The sequence below is a fragment of the Psychrobacter sp. SWN149 genome, assembly GCF_015864565.1.
Taxonomy (GTDB): Bacteria; Pseudomonadota; Gammaproteobacteria; order Pseudomonadales; family Moraxellaceae; genus Psychrobacter.
This window is the reverse complement of the sequence record NZ_JADYWX010000003.1, coordinates 375,829-395,406: the sequence shown is the minus strand read 5'-3', so window position 1 is coordinate 395,406 and position 19,578 is coordinate 375,829. Positions and strand designations below refer to the sequence as shown.

Genomic DNA, 19,578 nt, shown 5'->3' with positions numbered 1-19,578 from the left:
CAGATAAGACAATCAAAGCATATTGTTATGCTGAAACAGGTTTATCCAGTCTCACTACAAAGCTATCGCAAGGTACATTGGGCAAGATATTATCCGCAGTTGCGCCACTGATCCATGCAGCGATACCAGTACGTTTATGACGACCGATGACCAATAGGTCGACATCGTGTTTATGACAGTAGCTGACGATACCTTCACTACTAGAGATGGCAGTGGTGACTTCTGACGTTGCTGCATTTAGCTGATTGCGTTCAAGGAATTGCGCCAGCTTTGCACGTGCTTCTTGGCAGCGTTCATCATCAATCTCATCGTATAAGCTGGAGGCTGGCACCAGCTCATAGCCAAAGCCAACCATGGTGTCTTTGACAATATGCAAAACGGATAGCTTAGAGCCTGGACGGTTTTCGACGATGCGCTTGGCCTTTTGTGCGACTATATCTGCATCAGAGAGTAAGTCGGTGACCAGTAAAATATGTTCGTAACTCATAGCGTCTTCCTCATGTCAGATAGTATTTACTATAGCACTACTCTAGGGCGCTGTTAAGTAAAGCTTGTCGTCTTTAGCAGCGGATGAGAGCGATACCAATTATTTTGATACAGGCCGATCAAGCTTAACCACTAAGCTGTCGCAAGGAGCATTTGGCAGGATACTATCAGCAGTCGCACCTACTAACCACGCGGCAATGCCATGGCGCTCATGGCGTCCAATGATAAGTAAATCGACCTCTTTTTCACGGCAATAGTTAATGATACCTTTACTATTAGAGATGGCAGCGGTTACCTCAGAGTTCATTGCTTCTAGATCGTTACGTGCGAGGAATTGCGCCAGTCTAGCCCGTGCTTCTTGCCACTTTTCACTATCGACATCACCCGAGAGACTAGAGGCAGGCACGAGCTCATAACCGAAGCGTACCATATCATCTTCAACAATATGCAAGACGGACAGTCTGGCTTCAGGAGAGCCTGCGAGGATACGCTTGGTTTTTAGCGCCACTGTGTCCGCATCGGATAGTAAGTCAGTGACCAGTAAAACGTGTTGGTAGCTCATAAGGTGTTCCACTCCTGTTAGTAGTTAACTTTATAGTAACAGTGCAAATCACCTTTGTTAAGCGATAAATCCATAATAAAATTGTGGATATAGATGAATTTGTAACTATAAGGCTTTAATGGCTACCCGCGTAGATTACTGTGTGGTGGATTATTACATGGTTGCTGCCTTGACTTATCCATGCCGCAGCCCCACTAATAGCGCTAAGCCAACTCTTTTTTAGCCAATTTATTACTCTATTTTCCCTGATAGTCAGGGCACTATACGCATGATAAGCGATAAGGATAACTATGACGGACACGCCATTTACTGCTGATTTAACGCTGCATCCAGCATTTGAGCTGATTGAGCATCGCCATATTGAGGCGCTATCGATGGATGTGCTGATCAGTCAGCATGTAAAAACAGGAGCGATGCATTATCATCTGGCACACCCAAGTGATGAAAATGCGTTTTTAGTCGGCTTCCGCACCCAGCCAATGGATTCAAAAGGCGAGGCGCATGTCTTAGAGCACGTGGCGTTATGTGGCTCGAACAAGTTTCCAGTACGTGATCCGTTCTTTTCGATGATTAAACGGTCATTAAACACGTTTATGAATGCGATGACTGCAGCCGATTGGACTGCCTATCCGTATGCGACTCAAAACAAAAACGACTATTTCAACTTGCTCGCTGTATATCTAGATGCGTCGTTTTTCCCAAATATTCATCCGCTCGATTTCGCCCAAGAAGGCATTCGTGTTGAGTTAGATGAAAATGATAAGCCGCAGTTTAAAGGTATTGTTTTTAATGAGATGAAAGGTGCAATGAGTGGCGAGATTGACCAGCTATATCATACCGTTGCTCATCATCTGTTCCCAACGACGACCTATCATTATAATTCAGGCGGCGATCCTGTCGATATTCCTGACTTGACGCACACTGAGCTGACCGAGTTTCACCAGAGCCATTATCATCCGTCGAACAGTGTCATCATGAGCTTCGGTAATATTCCTGTTGCTGAGACGCAAGTCAAAATTCATGAAGATGCTTTGGTTCAGTTTGAAGCAGGCAAGAAGCATGTATCGCGTCCAGAACAGCGTTTGTCTGCACCAATCAGCGCAGTCGATACTTATACTGCTGATGAAGCGGGCCCAGATCAGACGCATCATGTGCTTGCTTGGTTATTGCCATCGATTACCGATCCTAAGCAGCGCTTAGCATTACGTTTGTTAGAGGGCGTGTTGATTGAGCATGCAGGCTCGCCATTGCGTGCTTATCTTGACAGTCATCCACTGGGTAAAGCGCCAAGTCCGCTATTGGGTCTTGATGACAGTCATTATGAGATGGTTTTTTATACGGGACTGCGTGGCTCCAACCCTGAACATGCCGAAGCGGTCGAGCAGGGCATTATTGATTTGCTGACTGACGTGGCAAATTCACCAGTCGACGATGAGACAATCGAAACCATCCTACATCAGATTGAGATTGATCAGCGTCACATCGGCGGCGATAGCATTCCTTATGGTCTAAACCTCATGCTAGAGGGCTTTAGTACCGCCATTCATGATGGTAATCCTATCGACGTGTGGGAAGTAGACGAGCATCTACAGTGGCTACGTGAGCAAGTCGTCGATCCGCAGTGGCTACCGAACTTGATTAAAACGCATCTACTGGACAATCAGCATCGTGTACGCGTAACGATGACCCCTGATAGCGAAAAAACAGCACGTTTGGCAGCAGCTGAGCAGACACGTTTAGATACCATCGCAATGGATTTGACTGCTGATGACAAAGCTATTTTGAAGCAACAAGCTTTAGATTTGGCTGCACGTCAAGCTGCGCCAGATGATTTAAGCTTGTTGCCAAAAGTAGGTCTAGAAGATGTCCCAACGGATATTAGCTTTAAAGAAGGCACGCAAAAGCAGGTGCGTTTGAGCGGGCAAGACAGCACGCTATTTGAGTATGAAGCTGGCACCAATGGCATTTATTACTATCAAGTCATCATACCGCTGACTGATGCGATTGGTAATGCGAACGCAGATGCGCTACCAGTCAATGATGTGATCAATCATCCATTGTTGCCTATTTATTTAAGCCTACTGTCTGAGCTAGGTACTGACTCGCTCAGCGCTCATGAGATGCAGGCTAAGCAGGCCGCGCATTCTTCTGGTGTGACCGCTCGTATCAGCCAGCGTACCAACGTCGATGACAGTCAAGCGATTAGCAGTTATTTTGTCGTGGCAACGCGTGCGCTGAATCGCAAGCCTGAAGCGATTGATTTGCTCAAAGAAGTGATGGAGCATAGTATCTTCTCTGAGCATGACCGTATCAAAGAAATTTTGCAACAGCGTCAAGCGGGTTGGCAGTCAAACCTAGCGGGCTCAGGGCATTCTTATGCGATGCAAACGGCTAGTCGTGGTATGAGTCGCCAAGCGCAGCTAGAGTATGTGCGCAGCGGTTTACCAGCATTGAACGCGCTTAAAGACTTCTTAACGCATGCCAGTACAGATGATGCCCAGTGGGATCAATTGGCTACGAGCTTGATGGACTTACATCAACGTCTGATCACCTTGCCTAAGCATGCGGTTATTATCTGTGAAGCAGAGCAAACCGAACGCTTGAGCAGCTTAATCGTTGATAGCTGGAAAGACAGCCAAGTAGCAAAGTCTGCTAGTAACTTAACGAACGCGGAAGCAAATGTCCCAAGTGAATTTGCCAATCTGCAATTAGATACTGCGTTAAACGGTGCGACTGATGCAGTTAAGGCGTTAGAGAGTGGCGATGATGTTAAAAACGACGTGCTCGATGTTGCAGATCTGGCATGGCTAGTACCAACCAACGTCTATCACAATGCCAGTGCTTATACCGTGCCTGCTGCTGATCATCCTGATACCGCTGCACTCATGGTATTAGCGCCTTACTTACGTAACGGCTATTTGCACAGTGCTATTCGTGAGCGCGGCGGTGCCTATGGTGGCGGCGCAGGTTACGATGCCAATGCTTGTGCCTTTAAGTTCTTTAGCTATCGTGATCCACAGTGTGCTGAGACCTTTGCGCACTTTGATGCCAGTATCGAGTGGGTATTGAACGAACCACAAACTGATGAGCAGTTGGAAGAAGCTATCTTAGGTATTATCTCAGGTATGGATAAGCCAGGCTCTCCTGCAGGTGAGGCGATCAAAGCGTGCTTTGCAAATCTGCATCATCGCGGTGTCGACTGGCAGCGTAAAATGCGTGCGTCAATATTGGCCGTGACAATCGATGACTTGCAGCGTGTTGCCAAACAATATCTGCAAGGGCAGGATCACGTACGTGCGGTACTAGCGCCTTACGATAAAGAAGAGGCAGTAAAAGCGTTAGGCTTTGAAGTTTGTAGAATTAAGAGCTAAGACCATTAGATTTGTTTTTGATTAAAAGTTGAACACAAAAAAGCCAAGCATTATGCTTGGCTTTTTGCGGTTAAGTAATTGGCTAATATCGCTTGATACTCAAATCTTTGCCAATTTTATCCTGATGAATCGGGAAGTCAGACAATTCATCAAACTGCTTACGATCAGCAAAATAGCTTTTCAAAGTACGGCGAATGGCTTCAAAGGCCAGCTTGTCCCATGGGATATCTTCTTCACTAAATAGGGCGCATTCGAGGCTTTCTGAGCCAGTACCATAAGCGCCATCTTTTAGATTAGCCAGATAGATAGAGTAGATCTGTCCGATATCTGGTAAGTCATAAATGCAGTACAAGTGCGGGTTTATCACGGTAGCATCGGCTTCTTCGTAGCTCTCGCGTGCGGCACCTTCAGCCATGGTCTCTCCGTTTTCCATAAAGCCTGCAGGTATGGTCCATAGACCGTATTGAGGCTCGATAGCACGGCGGCACAGCAGTACTCTATCCTCGTGTACAACTAACGAACCACAGATAACTTTTGGATTTTCGTAGTGGATATAGTGGCAATTTGGGCACACCAAGCGCGGCATATTGTCTGTAGGTGGGATTTTTCGTTCTGCTTCATGACCGCATTGGAGACAATAGCTCATATCGACTACCTTATTAGAAAAGTGATTATGCATGGTGATTTTTGTAGGCTATAAAGCCCATACTTTGAGATGCTGCTATAGTCAAATCCATATAAATCCGCTACATCGTCATCCTCGCTAAGCATACTAATGTATAACTTGCACTCGGTTTCCTTGTATCGAAATTATACGAACTCAACTATCTATAAGAGATTATTCTAAGAAACAGTTGTAGTCTTAAGATACCACATATTATTGGCATACAGAATCAGGATAACAGTAACGTATCATTATCACTGATAAACTAAATAGGGTCTGTTATAAATAACACTATCCAGCATGGCCAAGTAGTGAGTCAGTCACATAAATAACATGCAGCTAGCATGAGATTACGCTAGTCTAGTGAGACAGGGGCAGCACTCAACTGCCTTGGAGTACTCTTAGACTTCCTTGACTATATACTCATAATAAACAGCCCAAATAAGAGAAAAGGGTGGCCAACCATCTTACTTAGTGTGCGTATATTGGATGAAGGAAAAGCTGTCATCCAAAACTAGATCCGCAAACAGTACTTTTGATAACGCTTGATAACGCTTGATAACGCTTGATAACGCTTGATAACGCTTGATAACGCTTGATAATGACAAAGATATAGGGCAATTACAATGTTACTCCTTCCAGAGGCTGTAAGCTTCGATAACCTATCAGTCGCTGTACCCACTTTTATTCGCCATCCTACGCTCAGAAAATTGGCTGAGCGAGTGCAACATGAAACCTTAAATGCGCTGACGAGTCCTGCGATGTACGAGACCAGTGATACCTCGTACAGCACGCGTATCCTAGATAGTCTGTATCAGACACCGATTGCTGATGCCTCAATACTGGTCGCGATTACCAATGAACGCAGGCCGAAGCTGCTATTGACACGGCGCGCAGCTCACATGAACAGTCATGCTGGTGAAGTCTCTTGTGCAGGCGGTAAGCATGAGGTTGGCGATGGCAATAACGTCGTTACTGCGTTACGTGAAGCTTGTGAGGAGACAGCACTACCACCCAATAAAGTTCAGCTTCTTGGGCAGCTGCCGATTCAAACCTCTAAGAGTGGCATGAGCGTACGCCCAATCGTCGCACTCATTGCCCCAGATCTGGTATTAGTTCCAGAGGCAGGAGAGATATCGCGTATATTTTGGGCAGATTTTGAGTCATTGGTGACGCAGCCAACGGTTGAGTATGAAATTGAATACACAATGCAGGATCAGGCAGCCACCATCTTTACACCGAGCTGGCAAGTCGATGGTGAGACAGTGTGGGGACTAACAGGACGTGTGATTGCTAACCTATTAGAAACAGGGTTTGACCGACAGCTAGAGTGGTACTACCGCGTAGAAAACAAACGCTGATAGATTTTATCTACTTATAATAATCATCGTTCTTTTTCAGCCACCAGTTCATATTGTCTTGGCGCTGAGCACGAAAGGCTTCTAGTTTTTCAGCAATAGTTTTATTGTGCTGCCGTGCGGTATCTAGTGCAAATAAAATAGGCACAGAAGACAGCACGCCAAATCGTATCTTCGATTTTGGCAAATCCAACCCATCACCAATGTCATCACCGACCAAAGTCCGAGTGACACTCGCGTTGACCATCTCGACGAAACGTCCACGCCGATTGTCTTCACCCATCAGTTGACGTGGTAAGTCATGCAAGGCTTTTGCCAGTGGTTGCCCCATCTTAAAATCTAGCTGCTGAATGGATAGGTACGTATATAGCCACTCCCAGCATGCCGCTTCATCTTTTGGCAGACGATCTAAATCAACGCCCATCCAATAACTGGCCAGATTCCAGAGATGCAAGATACCTTCGGCTTCTTCTGTGCTAATACGTGCGCCCAGAAGTCGTAAGCCGCGCATAATCAATAAGGAGAACTGTAAGTGGGTGGCAATCATATCGGTCTGATTAATAGGCACACCCCAATAGTCAGTATTCCAGCTGCCATCAGGATTGTGATGCTGATCAGCGCTTGGTATCACGCCTGTCGCTGCATTACCTTTACCTTTGAGTAAATTCTGCCGTACTAGAGTATGTATCTGACGTACTTTGATGGATTGTCGCCAGCCTTCAGAGCCAATGGCCAATACTTGATCGATAGATTTGCGCTGATTACGCGTGCCCATATCTGAGCGTGTATGCTCAGACACCGCCAATATATAAGCATAAGTACGCATAAGCCGTGGTAGCGCATCGTGCATCAGTGCCCCTGTCTGAATGAGTGGCAGTGACAGGGCAGGGATGCTATAACCGGCCATCAGCGCGACATTACGCAGTAGCCAAATCAGCATGAGTGGATAGCGCCGATAAGCGACTGCACCAATCTGGGCAAGTCTGGGGTCGAACCAATCAGGATGACCGCTAAATTGCTCAGTTAATGCATTAAATGAGGAGTTGTTTGCGAGATCGTTATTTAGACCATCGCCGCTGATGACTTGCTGTAAGGGCTTTGAAAAACGGATATTTTCAGCGGCCAACGCATCTGCGAGCGGGTCACCGATATCGTAGCCTGCGACCATCTCTTCTAGCAGTGCAGGTGAAATAGCAAAGTCTTTTGGCAGCAAATAACGTTTAATCCGCCTCAAAACCTGTAGATCACTGTGGTCATCTATAGCCGTGGTGCGTCCGTGACGCTGATAAGAAGCCAGTAATGGAGGATGGTTATTGCCCGTGGAGGTACTTGCTGTATTGGTGATTTTCTTATCCATCTTATCAAGTACCTTTTTAATTAAACACCTTTATGCTTAGACGCTAGGACAGTATCCGTACTGTGGCTGGGATTTATACTAATTACTGATACGAGCGAATAGATGAATCCAATTGATTTTGAGTAGATTGGATGCGCCGCTTCGTCTGACGAATCTCCTCAGAGAGTGAGAGCAGTCTGGCACGGGCTTCTTTTTCATTAGCGAAGTCTAGCATCGCGCCACCTTCCAGCTTATCAAATTCTGATTGATAAGTGTCTAACAGGCGTTTGTCTTCATCCAATTGACTGTCCAGCTTATAGTAATCGAGACCTTGCTGATTGGCTTGTTGTAGCACATGGGCGTTAGTGACAGGACAGACAGTGTTTAACTGACGGCCTCGCCTGCCAACGTTATAAGCATTATTAACAGTACAGTATTGCTTAAGCCCACTCTGACGACCACGCTCCCATGCTTGATAATCAGGGGCAACGCCGGCTTTGGCACACGCTTTGGTATGAGAGGCCAGACGGTCTGAATGGTAACCTGCGACACCATCGTTGTAGCCAATGGTTTGCCAGTCACCGACCATACATTCTTGTTTAGAGAGCGTGGCACAGCCTGACAGTAGATAGACACTGCTAATAATAGACAGTCCTAAGGCAAGCTGACGTATGACATGATGTACAGAGCGGTACATAGCGATTCCCTATGGCCAATATTATCAATGAATACCAATCAATTTACGCTGATGGTCTGTTCTGATTAAGCTAAGCCTATATTGCCGACCAAATAACTCAGCAGTATTTTTGTAGGTAATAAAAAGCGACTTATAAGCGTCGTGCTCATAAGTCGCTCGTTTTGATATTAATGAGAGCGGGTCAAGTCAACCGATGTGCCACTGGCATTATCTTTCAAGCTCACCTTGAGCATGATGTAACCGGCGATACCTGAAACAATTGAACCCATGATGATACCTAAGCGCTCATCAAACATGGTCGCCTCGCCAGCGAACGCTAAGCCACCAATGAACAAGCTCATGGTAAAACCAACCCCGCACAATAGCGCTGCGCCATATATTTGCTTGTAGTCCATGCCTTTTGGCATGGTTGAGATACCAAGCTTAAAGATTAACCAGCACATGAACATCACGCCCAACTGCTTACCGATGAACAGACCTGCAGCGATACCTAGCGGCACTGAGTGGAATAGCTCAGCCATGCCTGCACCCTCTAAAGAGATGCCCGAGTTGGCAAAGGCAAATAGAGGCAAAATACCAAACGCCACCGAGTTGTGTAAATCGTGCTCTAGCTCCTCAAGCGGAGAGTGCTCAGGATCAGTACGGTCAAACATCGGTATAAACAGCGCTAGCACCACACCGGCTAAGGTGGCATGTATGCCTGACTTGAGCACGGCAATCCACATAATCAGACCAATTAAGAGATAAGGCGTGATATTGGTGACGTTACGGCGATTCAGAACATATAAGAACGGCAAACATAGGCCAGCCACGGCTAATGACTCTAATGACAGCTCGCTGGTATAAAACAAAGCGATGATCAAAATGGCGCCTATATCATCAAAAATCGCAATAGAGACCAAAAATACTTTTAGAGAATTTGGTACACGATTACCGAGTAAGCTTAAGATACCGAGGGCAAAAGCAATGTCCGTTGCGGCAGGGATGGCCCACCCTTTCCAAAACTCGGGCTCATTGTAGTTAAACAGTAGATAAACGACTGCTGGCATGATCATACCGCCGAGTGCTGCACCGGCTGGCAAGATGATTTGTTTGACGTTAGACAGCTCGCCAATCAGCACTTCGCGCTTGAGCTCTAGCCCGACCAAGAAAAAGAAAACGGCCATCAGACCGTCATTGATCCAGTGATGAGCATCTTTGGCAATCGCGAACTCACCGATTTGAATGGAGACAGGCGCGTGAATAAAACCTTCGTACCATACGTTGAGAGGGGAGTTGGCAATGATCATTGCAGCAATGGCAGCCAAGGCTAAAACGATACCACCCGCTGCTTCAAACTCAAAAAACGCCTTAATCCTTCGTATTGCCATATCATCCCCGTTTGCTAAATATAATTCACTAAATCATTCAATAACTTCAAATGTCTATCCCGCTGTTTGTATCACGATAGCAGATAGACCCTAACAGTTTCTCATACTCTTATTAATATAAACAACAAAATACGTTGAGCGAAGACCATCCGCTCGCTTTTTTATATCAATAACAGCAATATTATAAAGGGGATATGAAGGTCAATACAGTTGTAAGTCGTTAAATCTTTTTAAAAAAATATTTTTTGTGCACAAGTGTTAGTATCCTGCTCGATAAATCTGGCAAACTTTATGATGTTTTTGACGCTTTTGTCTTTATAATGACCGAGGCTTGATGCCGTTATATAGTCAAAGAAGTCTAAAATTGGTACAAGGCAGCCGACTGCAGATTGTACAAGTAGTACATCTAAGGAGGGGAACGCCGTAGCGGTTTAGCAGTTCGCTGACTATAGTGGACGTACTGGGCGCTATTTTTTGAGTCTACAACAATTATAATCTGGTCTGAGCAGCATCCTATAATCCAATCAAAAATACCATCGTAGCTTTTTTTCTTATTCTTTTTTTTATCACAACATCTTGCAGGTCAGGGTCATGGACTTATCATTTTCGTTAGAAGTTATTTTAATGCTCACTGCGGTGGCGGCATTGGCAGGGTTTATTGATGCGATTGCTGGCGGCGGCGGATTATTGACCATACCAGCCATGCTATTGGCCAACATCCCGCCCGTATTGACATTGGGTACCAACAAGCTCCAAGCAGCTTCAGGGGCATTAGCGGCATCTATCACTATGATTAGAAAAGGTGTCGTCAAACCGCAACGTATAAAGGTGGCCATTATTGCGGCTTTTATTGGTTCAGTCATAGGTACGATTGCGGTGCAGATGTCGCCACCAGATTTGCTCGAAAGACTGATTCCATTTTTGATCGCAGCGATTGGTCTCTATACGTTATTTGCCCCTAGGCTTGGTGAAGTAGAAGCAGCACCGCGCATCTCAGAGAGCAAGTGGCAAAAAGTAGTGGCACCTTTAATTGGTTTTTATGATGGTTATATTGGCCCAGGTACTGGTATGTTTTTTGCGCTTGGTAATGTGGCATTGCGTGGTCGCCAGATCATTGAAGCGACAGGCGCGGCAAAGGTATTGAACCTATCCACCAATATTGGCTCACTGATATTCTTTATTTTGGGTGGCAATGTACTGTGGAAAGTGGGGCTGGCGATGATGGTGGGACAAACCATCGGTGCATATTTTGGCTCGCATATGGTGGTCAAAGGTGGCAGTAAACTGATTCGTCCAATGATTGTATTGGTGTGTTTTGCCATGCTGACCAAATACGTATTTGGTTAATATAGTCAGCGAACTACGAAAATATTGAAACCCTTGAATACAGACTATATAAATATAAATCATAAAAAATCCCAGTCTTATAAAGTAGACTGGGATTTTTTATGGAACAATGCTACGGATAGACCGTTAGTCATTATTAGTCTTTTTTAACATCATCGTATTCGCTACCCATGATGCCATCACTAAAGACTTCAGAGAACTCACGCTCGTTGTCTTCATCGATATGACCGTCGAACACATCCTTTGCACCAGCATTAGGATCGTTATAAATAGCCAAATCCATTTTGCCTTCTGATTTTGCCACGATAGCAGTCACAGCAGCATCACCACCAACGTTCACAGCAGTACGTAACATATCAAGAATACGATCCACACCTAGGATTAAGCCAATACCTTCGATTGGCAAACCAACTTGAGCAAATACCATCGATAGCATAATCAAGCCAACACCTGGTACACCAGCGGTACCGACAGAGGCCAATACTGACATCAAGATAACGGTTAGGTATTCGGTGATACCCAAATCAATGCCATAGATATTGGCAATGAAGATGGTCGCAGTACCTTGCATGATTGCCGTACCATCCATGTTGATGGTGGCACCAAAAGGAACGGTGAACGAGGCAACAGAGTTATTGACACCCATACGCTTGGTAACGGTACGTAAGGTGATAGGAATCGTCGCGTTCGAGCTTGAAGTACTGAATGCAAAAATCTGTACTTCACGCATTTTTGCCAAAAAGGTTTTGATTGATAAGCCTGAACCGAGTTTTAGGACAATCATCATGGTGATAAAGAAATGGAACGCCAATGAGCCGACCAATACAGCCACATAACCCAACAATGACCAAATCAAATCTAAGCCAAGCTCTGCCATGGCTTTAGTCAATAGTGCAAAGACACCGTAAGGGGCTAGGTTCATAATGATGGTCACCATCTTTAAGATGACTTCATTGATAAGCTCTAAACTTTTAACCAAGCCTTTAGCGGGCTTGCCAACCATCAATATACTAACGCCAATCAAAATCGCAAAGAAAATGATTGATAACATATCGCCGTTTGCCATCGCACTGATGGGGTTCGATGGAATGATGTTAGAAAACACGTCAAGAAGTGGTGGCGCTGACGCGGCTTCAAAGGTCGCATCAGTACCGATGTCCATACCTTTACCGATACCAAACAGAACACCAAGTCCAATCGCTGTCGCAATTGCCAATGCCGTGGTGAACATATAGATCATAAAGGTTTTGGTACCAATACGACCAAGCAGACGAATATCACCAATACCGCAAACACCGCAAATTAATGAGATAAGTACGAGTGGTACGACCAGCATTTTGAGTGAGTTAACAAATAGCTTGCCAATAATGGCGAGGAAGCCGTTTGTAATATAGGTATTAACAAAACTGCCTTCGCCATTCAATCCGGAATAGTTTAAAAACAAACCCAGTATGATACCGAGCGCCATGGCAACCATGATCTTGCCCGTCAGTCCCATATTTTTCCACATAACCTCTATCCTTTTGTGTACAACGTCCAATAGCAGGTATGATAGTAAATCAATGCGTAAATGATTGCTGTTTCTACACCCGATCTTGCTACGTCTGTAAATTTTGATTGGTCACTTTATGTCAGGTTCTCAAACAATATAAAATAATTGTTAAGGTTACTGCAACATTTTTTTATGATTCAGCCAAGATAAACCCAATAATAAATCGGCTTATCAGGCTACCCACGATTTTAAGAGAGCAGATAATACTGCTTTTTTCCACTAATGATAAGCAAAAGTTTTTGTTTGTAACCAAAAAAAAGACTGCCCAAGTTGGACAGTCTTTTTAAATTAAACAATAGTCATGCGGTAGTTGAGACTTTTATATCTCGAATACGGTCACATTTATGTATTGCCGTGTTTACACGTTATCGCTTTTATCGCGACGCAGACCATCTCGCCACTTGCTATCGGATGCAGAGGGTTTTTCTACATTATCTGCTCTTTGTGCGTTTTCAGCACTATCCAGATAATTGGATTTTTGTACACTCTCATTCACGGCTGACAAATTATCAGATTTGTCAGTGTTAGCCACGCTATCAGAACTTTCAGCATGGTCTTTATTGAGACGATGGTTATTACTCATGCGTTCGCTCAAATGTGACTCTGCATCACGGTAACGAGGATCAAGTGCTTCTGTCTCAGGGTCAGAGTCTTCAAAGTCGGTCTGCGCCTGTACCTCTGCTACAGTATCTTGCTCAGCAACCATCTCGACATCACCGTCGATCTCATAACCATGATTGGGGTTGGCATCACCGGTTGGTTCATCGGTATTGGTAGAAATATTATCATTAGTAGGAACGTCATCACTAGCAGAAACATTGTCACTAGCAGGAACATTAGAATCATCAACTAAGGGTTCGCTATCAGTCGCAATACCATGTCTCGCTTGAGCGGCATTTTTTAGTTGCGCATAGTCAGTCAGCTGCTGTACAGCATTGTCGAGGCTGTGTGGATTGGCGCGTTCTTGAACCTGCAATAGATGTTCATCGAATACATCGGTCAATAACGAGTCAAAGCGTATGGCATTATATTGAATAAGCACTTCGGCTTCTTCTTCGGTGATACCGCCATTTTGGCTGGCATGCACGACATGATCTTCAAAGGTCAGACCTTCAAAACTGTCTTGGTGCTCAGCCTTCTTAAACTTCTGCCATAACGGTTCGATGCTGGTCAAGGTCTGATACGCATGCTCCATACGGCCGGTTACGTCATCTGCATCGGTATTGTAATAGACCATAGTTTTAAGATAATCGCGGAATGGATTGGCTGCAAAATCATCCATAAAGGTATCACCCAATTGGCGTTTGAGCTCATCACTGGCAGGCGTAAAGATACGACCACTTGGGAAAGTCACAAAGCTCACGACGTTGGCTGCCAGACGGTTAGGGAAGTTGGCAAAGAAGGAAACAAAGGCTTCTTGAATGGTGTACAAGCTGTTCTGTAGGGCGACTTCGGCATGTAAACGCTCAGACGCTGATTTACTGCCATGTTCATAAAACTGCAAAATAGCCGTCGCAATAAACAAGTGACTATGAATATCTGATAAGCGACCAGAAAGCATCTCTTTACGTTTTAAGTCACCTGCTAGTAGTCCTAGCGCCATATCGGCGGTCAAGGCAAAGCCCGCACTTAAGCGGTTAATGTGTTTGTAGTAGGGACGGGTAAAGCTGTCTGCAAAGCTTGGTGCATTATTACTGCCACCAACATAGCCTGCAATAAATGCTTTGGCACCGCGATTAAAGGTATAACCTAGATGCTTAAAGAACAGAACATCAAACTCTTTGGTGGCTGCTTCCTTGTCTTCGCTTTGTAATAGCTGTAGCTCATCAAATAGATAAGGGTGACAACGCATCGCGCCTTGACCAAAGATCATCAGCGAGCGGGTCAGTATGTTTGCACCCTCGACCGTGATAGACACAGGAATCGCTTGATACGGCGTTGCCAAAAAGTTGCGTGGCCCCATCTGTACCGCTCGACCACCAACCACATCCATACCATCGTTAATCACACTACGCATGGTCTCAGTGGCGTAGTATTTTGCCATCGCCGTCATTACTGATGGTGTGCCGCCTTGGTTCAGTCCACACGTGACAAGATGACGAAATGCTTCTAGCATATAAGTGTTACTGGCCATACGACTGGTCGCGTCTTGTACCCCTTCAAACTTACCAACTGAGATTTTGAATTGTTCACGAACCTTGGCAAATGCCCCAACAGACAGATAAGTCATCTCACTGGCGGACGTGGACAGTGCTGGTAGCGAGATACCGCGACCGACGCCCAAGCATTCCATCAGCATGCGCCAACCGCGGCCTGCGTTTTCGACCCCGCCGATGATGTAATCTAAGGGAATAAAGACATCTTTGCCATCGACCGTACCATTCATGAATGGCGAGCCGATTGGATTGTGGCGTGGGCCTGTCACGACACCCTCATGATTGGCAGGAACCAATGCACAGGTGATGCCATAATCGGTTTTTTTAGGATCGCCTAATAAGCTTTCTGGGTCATGCATTTTAAATGCCAAACCCACAACCGTAGCAACAGGTGCCAAGGTAATCCAACGCTTAGAAAAATTCATGCGTAGACCGAGTACTTGCGCGCCTTCGTGCATACCGTAGCAGACCACACCTGTATCAGGAATCGCGCCTGCATCAGAGCCCGCTTCTGGTCCAGTCAGACCAAAGCAAGGCACTTCCTCGCCTCTGGCCAAACCAGGTAACCAGCGCTGTTTTTGTGCGTCTGTGCCATAGTGCATCAGTAGCTCACCAGGGCCTAGTGAGTTTGGCACCATACAGGTCACAGCAGCAGTGGGTGAGCGCGAGGCAATTTTGCTCATGATACGGCTTTGCGCATATGAGCTAAAATCCAATCCACCAAACTCTTTAGGAATAATCAGACCTAAAAAGCCATTTGCTTTAATGAATTGCCATGCCTCAGGGGATAAGTCTTTATCTTCATGCTGTATTTTCCATTCATCGAGCATGGCGCACAGCACTTCTACTTCATTGTCGATGAAGCTCTGTTCTTCTTCTGATAGCTGTGGATAGGGATAATTGGCAAAGGTCTCCCAGTTAGGCGCACCCATAAATAGCTCTTTTTCCCACCAGCTAGTGCCCGCATCTAATGCTTCGCGTTCAGTATCACTCATACTTGGCATCGCACCGCCTAGCACTTTGTAGACAGGCTTAGTAATTAATGACTGGCGAACAGAGGAGATGAGTAATACTAAGCAGAGCAAGGCCATTGGCAAGCCTAAGATCAGTGACCATGGGCTAATAACTGCGGTGATGACCACAGTGACAAGGGCAGCGATACTGCCAGTCACTCGCGACAGCGACAGCAAAAAAATGGCCAAGACCATGGCTAATTGAATGATGACTGCCAGAATAAACAAGCCAATTGCCATGACTATCTCCTTTATGACGCTCAATAAAAAGCATGAAAAATATGTGAGTAAAACGGTTTAAAAACGATAATTATTATATTTTTTAGGGGTTCACAAAGCATCTAGTGACCAACCAAGTTTTACATTTTAAGGGCTTTGATGCGGTAGTTTATACCCTATCGATGCATCGATAGTGACTGCATGTACAATACAATCCGCTTGCAAAATGAATGACAAAGCCATCCACTAATATGAAACGATTGTTGATAACTATCAATAGCCAAAATGCTACGCTGTGTCGACAATATGTATCAAATAGCATGAATAATGAGGGTATGGAGTAATTACTAGCTATTAAGCCCATGATAATTTATATATTTGACTAATGTACATAACCTTAGCCAAAAGGGCTAAGACCACTTTCGGCATAAGATAAGGTATCGTTACGTCCGACGATGATATGATCAACCAGCGAGATATCCAACAAATCACACGCTTTTTTTAGCTCATGAGTCAGTAGATTGTCTGCGCCTGATGGTGTCGCATCGGTATGAGGGTGATTGTGCGTGATAATGAGCTGGCTAGCAGCATGGCTCAATGCATGTCTGAGGACGTGTTTGATACAGACGGAGCAGGACGAGAGTCCACCAGTAAATAGTATCTCAAAGTTCAACAGATTCAGCGCATTGTCTAAACACAGTACGGCAAACACTTCTCGATGTTCACCGCGCAACTGGGTACTGATATAGTCTTTGACCACTTGTGAGCGCCCAAGTGCTTGACCCATTTTAAGTTTGCTGTCCAGATAGCGGGTACCCATCTCAAGCGATGCCAATATCTGCGCGTACTTGGCAGGGCCGATACCGTGACAGGCAAGCACGGTCTGTTGAGGGGCTGAGAGTAACTCTGCTAAACTGCCAAATTGGTCGATTAGATGGCGAGCCAACTCAATAGCGGACTGTGATTTTGTGCCAGTACGCAAAAATATGGCCAATATCTCAGCATCAGACAAATGAGACGCGCCAAATTTCAATAGTTTTTCTCGTGGTCGGTCATCTTCGTGCCAGTCTTTGATCGCCATCATCACTCCTTGAAAATGGATCGGTAGCTGTTGTGTGAGGTAAATACGGAAAACCTTACCCAATTTATCTCATAGTTGTTACTATAAGCGCAATTTTATCTTTTAATTTTTTGTTGATGATACGCTTATGTCCAATATTGTGCTTGCTATTACTGGCGGTATCGCCGCTTATAAATCTGCTATATTTGCCCGCTTATTGATTAAAGCAGGTTTTGATGTGCGTGTGATCATGACGACAGGTGCACAGGCATTTATCACACCACTGACGCTGCAAGCGCTGACGGGTAATGAGGTGCATATCTCATTACTCGATGAGCGTGCTGAAGCAGGGATGGGGCATATTGAACTGGCAAAATGGGCAGACTTAGTCGTTATTGCGCCAGCCTCTGCCAATACGCTTGCGCGTCTGGCCATGGGTATGGCCGATGATTTGCTGACCACCGTTTGTCTTGCCACCACGGCACCTGTCATCATTGCACCAGCGATGAATCAGCAGATGTGGGCGCACCCAGCAGTCAACCTAAACGTACAGACACTACGTGATATGAACTATCAGATTATTCAACCAGCCAGCGGTGAGCAGGCGTGCGGTGATGTGGGGGCAGGCCGATTACCTGAGCCTGAGCAATTGCTAGAGGAAGTGCTATTGTTTCAAGCGATGCATGTGACGCCGCAGCTACTCTCAGGCAAAAGAGTGGTCATTACAGCTGGTCCAACCGTAGAAGCGATTGATCCGGTACGATATCTGTCCAATCACTCTACCGGTAAGATGGGCTTTGCATTAGCACGAGCTTGTGTGGCAGCTGGTGCAGAGGTGATTTTGATTGCTGGTGGCAAAATAGCTCTGCCGACACCGCTTAATGTCACGCGGATTGATGTCCTATCAGCCAAAGATATGCTCGTTGCAGCGCAGCAATGTGTAGAGGGTACGCATAGCGCGCTTCAGTGGGTCTTGGAAGATGAGCATGACCACGACCACGATCATCATCATGACCATGACCACTCACACGAACATGGTGATTGCGATTGTGGAGACGAGCATGATGTTGTGACGACTAGCACCGATAACAGTGTAAGAGTTGCTGATATCTTTATTGCCACGGCAGCGGTCGCGGACTATCGTACGGAAGAAGCTGCTCCGCAAAAAATCAAAAAAACCCAAGATGCTATGGCGCTAAATTTGGTTAAAAACCCTGATATTCTGGCAACGATTTCTTTGGCTCACCCAGAATTGTTTGTGGTTGGTTTCGCGGCTGAAACGCAAGACGTTGAGCACTATGCACGTGGAAAATTGGTCGCTAAGGGTCTAGACCTCATCGCTTGTAATGATGTCTCACGTGCAGATATTGGGTTTGCAAGTGATGACAATGCCATGCAAGTGTTTTTCTCTGAGCGTCATCAGCGTGAAGCGATCACGCTCGAAAAAACAAGCAAAGATAAAATTGCCGAGCAGCTTGCCAGTATTATTGGTGAGACAATCGTTCAACGTCAAAGTTTCTAATATCAAAATTGCTAACGTTAAAACAGCGCATATGCTAGTTACTAGGTATCGGGCATGGTGTACAAAAAAGTGTGTAAACGATGACGAATATAGTGGATAACGATAGCACGCAGATGCTAGTGCTGATGGCTGTTTTTGCACTGGCATCACTGCTGCATGGTATTAGCGGACTTGGCGCAACGCTCGTGACGACCACCGCGCTTGCTAGTATGTATCCATTGCCACATGCCATTGTGTTAGTAATTTTCCCCTCGCTAGTCGTTAATGCCATGACATGGCTAGCAGGTGGGGAGCGCACCATTTGGCAAAATTTTATCTATTACGGCAGACGCTATTGGCTACTGGCACTGACCAGTTTGCTCGGTAGTATTTTGGGTGCCAAGCTACTACTGTGGGTCGATAGCGCTTATATATTGTTATTGTTAGCGGCTGTGATTGGTTTTTATGTTGTCAGTAGCTTACTGGGCAAGCAGATTCGTCTGCCAGATACCAAGCCTGTATTAATTGCGGTTGGATTTGGCGCGGGGGTTATTGGTGGCTCGACCAATGCCATGTCGACTGTGTTGATGATGTATCTGTTGTCTGCCAGCGACGATAAAAACACCATCGCCAAAGTGGGTAACATGTGCTATTTTTTGGGTAAAATTGCCCAAATCGTCGTATTACGTGAGCCGATTATGGCACTCAGTAGCAGTGAGTGGCAGCTGGTTGCGTGGTTAAGTGTGATATCTGTTGTTACCCTGTTGATTGGGATTCGTCTGCGTCGTTATTTACCGCAATCACGTTTTCGTCAGCTTATTTTAGTGATATTAACTGTGCTTGGCATACGCGTTGGCTGGCAAGGCATTGCTGCGTTATTGTAAAC

General features: G+C 45.5%; 13 protein-coding genes and 1 pseudogene. 5 read left to right on the top strand and 9 right to left on the bottom strand.

The genetic code is table 11. The features are described 5' to 3' along the window. Positions 1-25: 25 nt before the first annotated feature. Positions 26-487 carry a universal stress protein gene (locus tag I6E86_RS07165; protein WP_057761630.1) on the bottom strand — a complete coding sequence of 154 codons (462 nt, stop codon included), beginning with the start codon at positions 485-487 and terminating at the stop codon, positions 26-28. A 99-nt stretch (positions 488-586) separates the two neighbouring features. Beyond that, on the bottom strand, positions 587-1,048 hold the full coding sequence (locus I6E86_RS07160; RefSeq protein ID WP_197176493.1) for a universal stress protein: 462 nt from the start codon (positions 1,046-1,048) through the stop codon (positions 587-589). A 290-nt stretch (positions 1,049-1,338) separates the two neighbouring features. Between I6E86_RS07160 and I6E86_RS07155 the strand changes: the two genes are divergently transcribed. Next, a complete protein-coding gene (locus tag I6E86_RS07155; protein WP_197176491.1) occupies positions 1,339-4,419 on the top strand; it encodes an insulinase family protein in 3,081 nt (1,026 codons plus the stop codon). Between the two features lie 82 nt (positions 4,420-4,501). On the opposite strand, the gene I6E86_RS07150 is transcribed toward I6E86_RS07155, so the two are convergent. Then, a complete protein-coding gene (locus I6E86_RS07150; RefSeq protein ID WP_197176489.1) occupies positions 4,502-5,065 on the bottom strand; it encodes an NUDIX hydrolase in 564 nt (187 codons plus the stop codon). 779 nt (positions 5,066-5,844) lie between these two features. Between I6E86_RS07150 and I6E86_RS07145 the strand changes: the two genes are divergently transcribed. Further along, positions 5,845-6,444 (top strand): NUDIX hydrolase, encoded by a 600-nt coding sequence (locus I6E86_RS07145; protein ID WP_413786993.1) that lies wholly within the window; start codon positions 5,845-5,847, stop codon positions 6,442-6,444. Positions 6,445-6,454: 10 nt separating this feature from the next. On the opposite strand, the gene I6E86_RS07140 is transcribed toward I6E86_RS07145, so the two are convergent. The 3 genes from I6E86_RS07140 to nhaA form a co-directional block, all read right to left on the bottom strand. After that, positions 6,455-7,798: an oxygenase MpaB family protein gene (locus I6E86_RS07140; protein WP_197176485.1), complete on the bottom strand. Its 1,344-nt coding sequence runs from the start codon at positions 7,796-7,798 to the stop codon at positions 6,455-6,457. A gap of 82 nt (positions 7,799-7,880) precedes the next feature. After that, a complete protein-coding gene (locus I6E86_RS07135) occupies positions 7,881-8,474 on the bottom strand; it encodes a DUF2799 domain-containing protein (protein WP_197176483.1) in 594 nt (197 codons plus the stop codon). A gap of 167 nt (positions 8,475-8,641) precedes the next feature. Beyond that, complete coding sequence (gene nhaA / locus I6E86_RS07130; protein WP_194364592.1) at positions 8,642-9,844, bottom strand: Na+/H+ antiporter NhaA; 1,203 nt, start codon at positions 9,842-9,844, stop codon at positions 8,642-8,644. A gap of 591 nt (positions 9,845-10,435) precedes the next feature. On the opposite strand from nhaA, the gene I6E86_RS07125 reads away from it, so the two are divergent. Continuing rightward, positions 10,436-11,191, top strand: a complete 756-nt coding sequence (locus tag I6E86_RS07125; RefSeq protein WP_197176481.1) for a TSUP family transporter — start codon at positions 10,436-10,438, stop codon at positions 11,189-11,191. 136 nt (positions 11,192-11,327) lie between these two features. Here I6E86_RS07125 and I6E86_RS07120 read toward each other — a convergent pair whose 3' ends face one another. The 3 genes and pseudogenes from I6E86_RS07120 to radC all read right to left on the bottom strand — a co-directional run bounded on the left by I6E86_RS07120 (position 11,328) and on the right by radC (position 17,212). Further along, positions 11,328-12,701, bottom strand: coding sequence for a dicarboxylate/amino acid:cation symporter (locus tag I6E86_RS07120; protein ID WP_197176472.1), 1,374 nt, complete (start codon positions 12,699-12,701; stop codon positions 11,328-11,330). A 588-nt stretch (positions 12,702-13,289) separates the two neighbouring features. Further along, positions 13,290-16,152 (bottom strand): annotated as a pseudogene (locus I6E86_RS07115) (acyl-CoA dehydrogenase); the annotation flags it as partial. Between the two features lie 376 nt (positions 16,153-16,528). Then, a complete protein-coding gene (gene radC, locus I6E86_RS07110) occupies positions 16,529-17,212 on the bottom strand; it encodes a RadC family protein (RefSeq protein ID WP_197176470.1) in 684 nt (227 codons plus the stop codon). A gap of 127 nt (positions 17,213-17,339) precedes the next feature. Here radC and coaBC point away from each other — a divergent pair, with 127 nt between their 5' ends. Together coaBC and I6E86_RS07100 are read left to right on the top strand one after the other, a co-directional pair. Beyond that, a complete protein-coding gene (gene coaBC / locus I6E86_RS07105) occupies positions 17,340-18,713 on the top strand; it encodes a bifunctional phosphopantothenoylcysteine decarboxylase/phosphopantothenate--cysteine ligase CoaBC (protein WP_197176468.1) in 1,374 nt (457 codons plus the stop codon). 80 nt (positions 18,714-18,793) lie between these two features. Then, positions 18,794-19,576, top strand: a complete 783-nt coding sequence (locus tag I6E86_RS07100; RefSeq protein WP_197176465.1) for a sulfite exporter TauE/SafE family protein — start codon at positions 18,794-18,796, stop codon at positions 19,574-19,576. The last annotated feature ends 2 nt before the right edge of the window (positions 19,577-19,578 follow it).

Coding starts and splice junctions, on each gene's coding strand:
- I6E86_RS07135 (WP_197176483.1), bottom strand. CDS start 8,474: ATGTACCGCTCTGTACATCATGTCATACGTCAGCTTGCCTTAGGACTG.
- radC (WP_197176470.1), bottom strand. CDS start 17,212: ATGGCGATCAAAGACTGGCACGAAGATGACCGACCACGAGAAAAACTA.
- coaBC (WP_197176468.1), top strand. CDS start 17,340: ATGTCCAATATTGTGCTTGCTATTACTGGCGGTATCGCCGCTTATAAA.
- I6E86_RS07155 (WP_197176491.1), top strand. CDS start 1,339: ATGACGGACACGCCATTTACTGCTGATTTAACGCTGCATCCAGCATTT.
- I6E86_RS07145 (WP_413786993.1), top strand. CDS start 5,845: ATGTACGAGACCAGTGATACCTCGTACAGCACGCGTATCCTAGATAGT.
- I6E86_RS07125 (WP_197176481.1), top strand. CDS start 10,436: ATGGACTTATCATTTTCGTTAGAAGTTATTTTAATGCTCACTGCGGTG.
- I6E86_RS07165 (WP_057761630.1), bottom strand. CDS start 487: ATGAGTTACGAACATATTTTACTGGTCACCGACTTACTCTCTGATGCA.
- I6E86_RS07120 (WP_197176472.1), bottom strand. CDS start 12,701: ATGTGGAAAAATATGGGACTGACGGGCAAGATCATGGTTGCCATGGCG.
- I6E86_RS07160 (WP_197176493.1), bottom strand. CDS start 1,048: ATGAGCTACCAACACGTTTTACTGGTCACTGACTTACTATCCGATGCG.
- I6E86_RS07140 (WP_197176485.1), bottom strand. CDS start 7,798: ATGGATAAGAAAATCACCAATACAGCAAGTACCTCCACGGGCAATAAC.
- I6E86_RS07150 (WP_197176489.1), bottom strand. CDS start 5,065: ATGAGCTATTGTCTCCAATGCGGTCATGAAGCAGAACGAAAAATCCCA.
- I6E86_RS07100 (WP_197176465.1), top strand. CDS start 18,794: ATGACGAATATAGTGGATAACGATAGCACGCAGATGCTAGTGCTGATG.
- nhaA (WP_194364592.1), bottom strand. CDS start 9,844: ATGGCAATACGAAGGATTAAGGCGTTTTTTGAGTTTGAAGCAGCGGGT.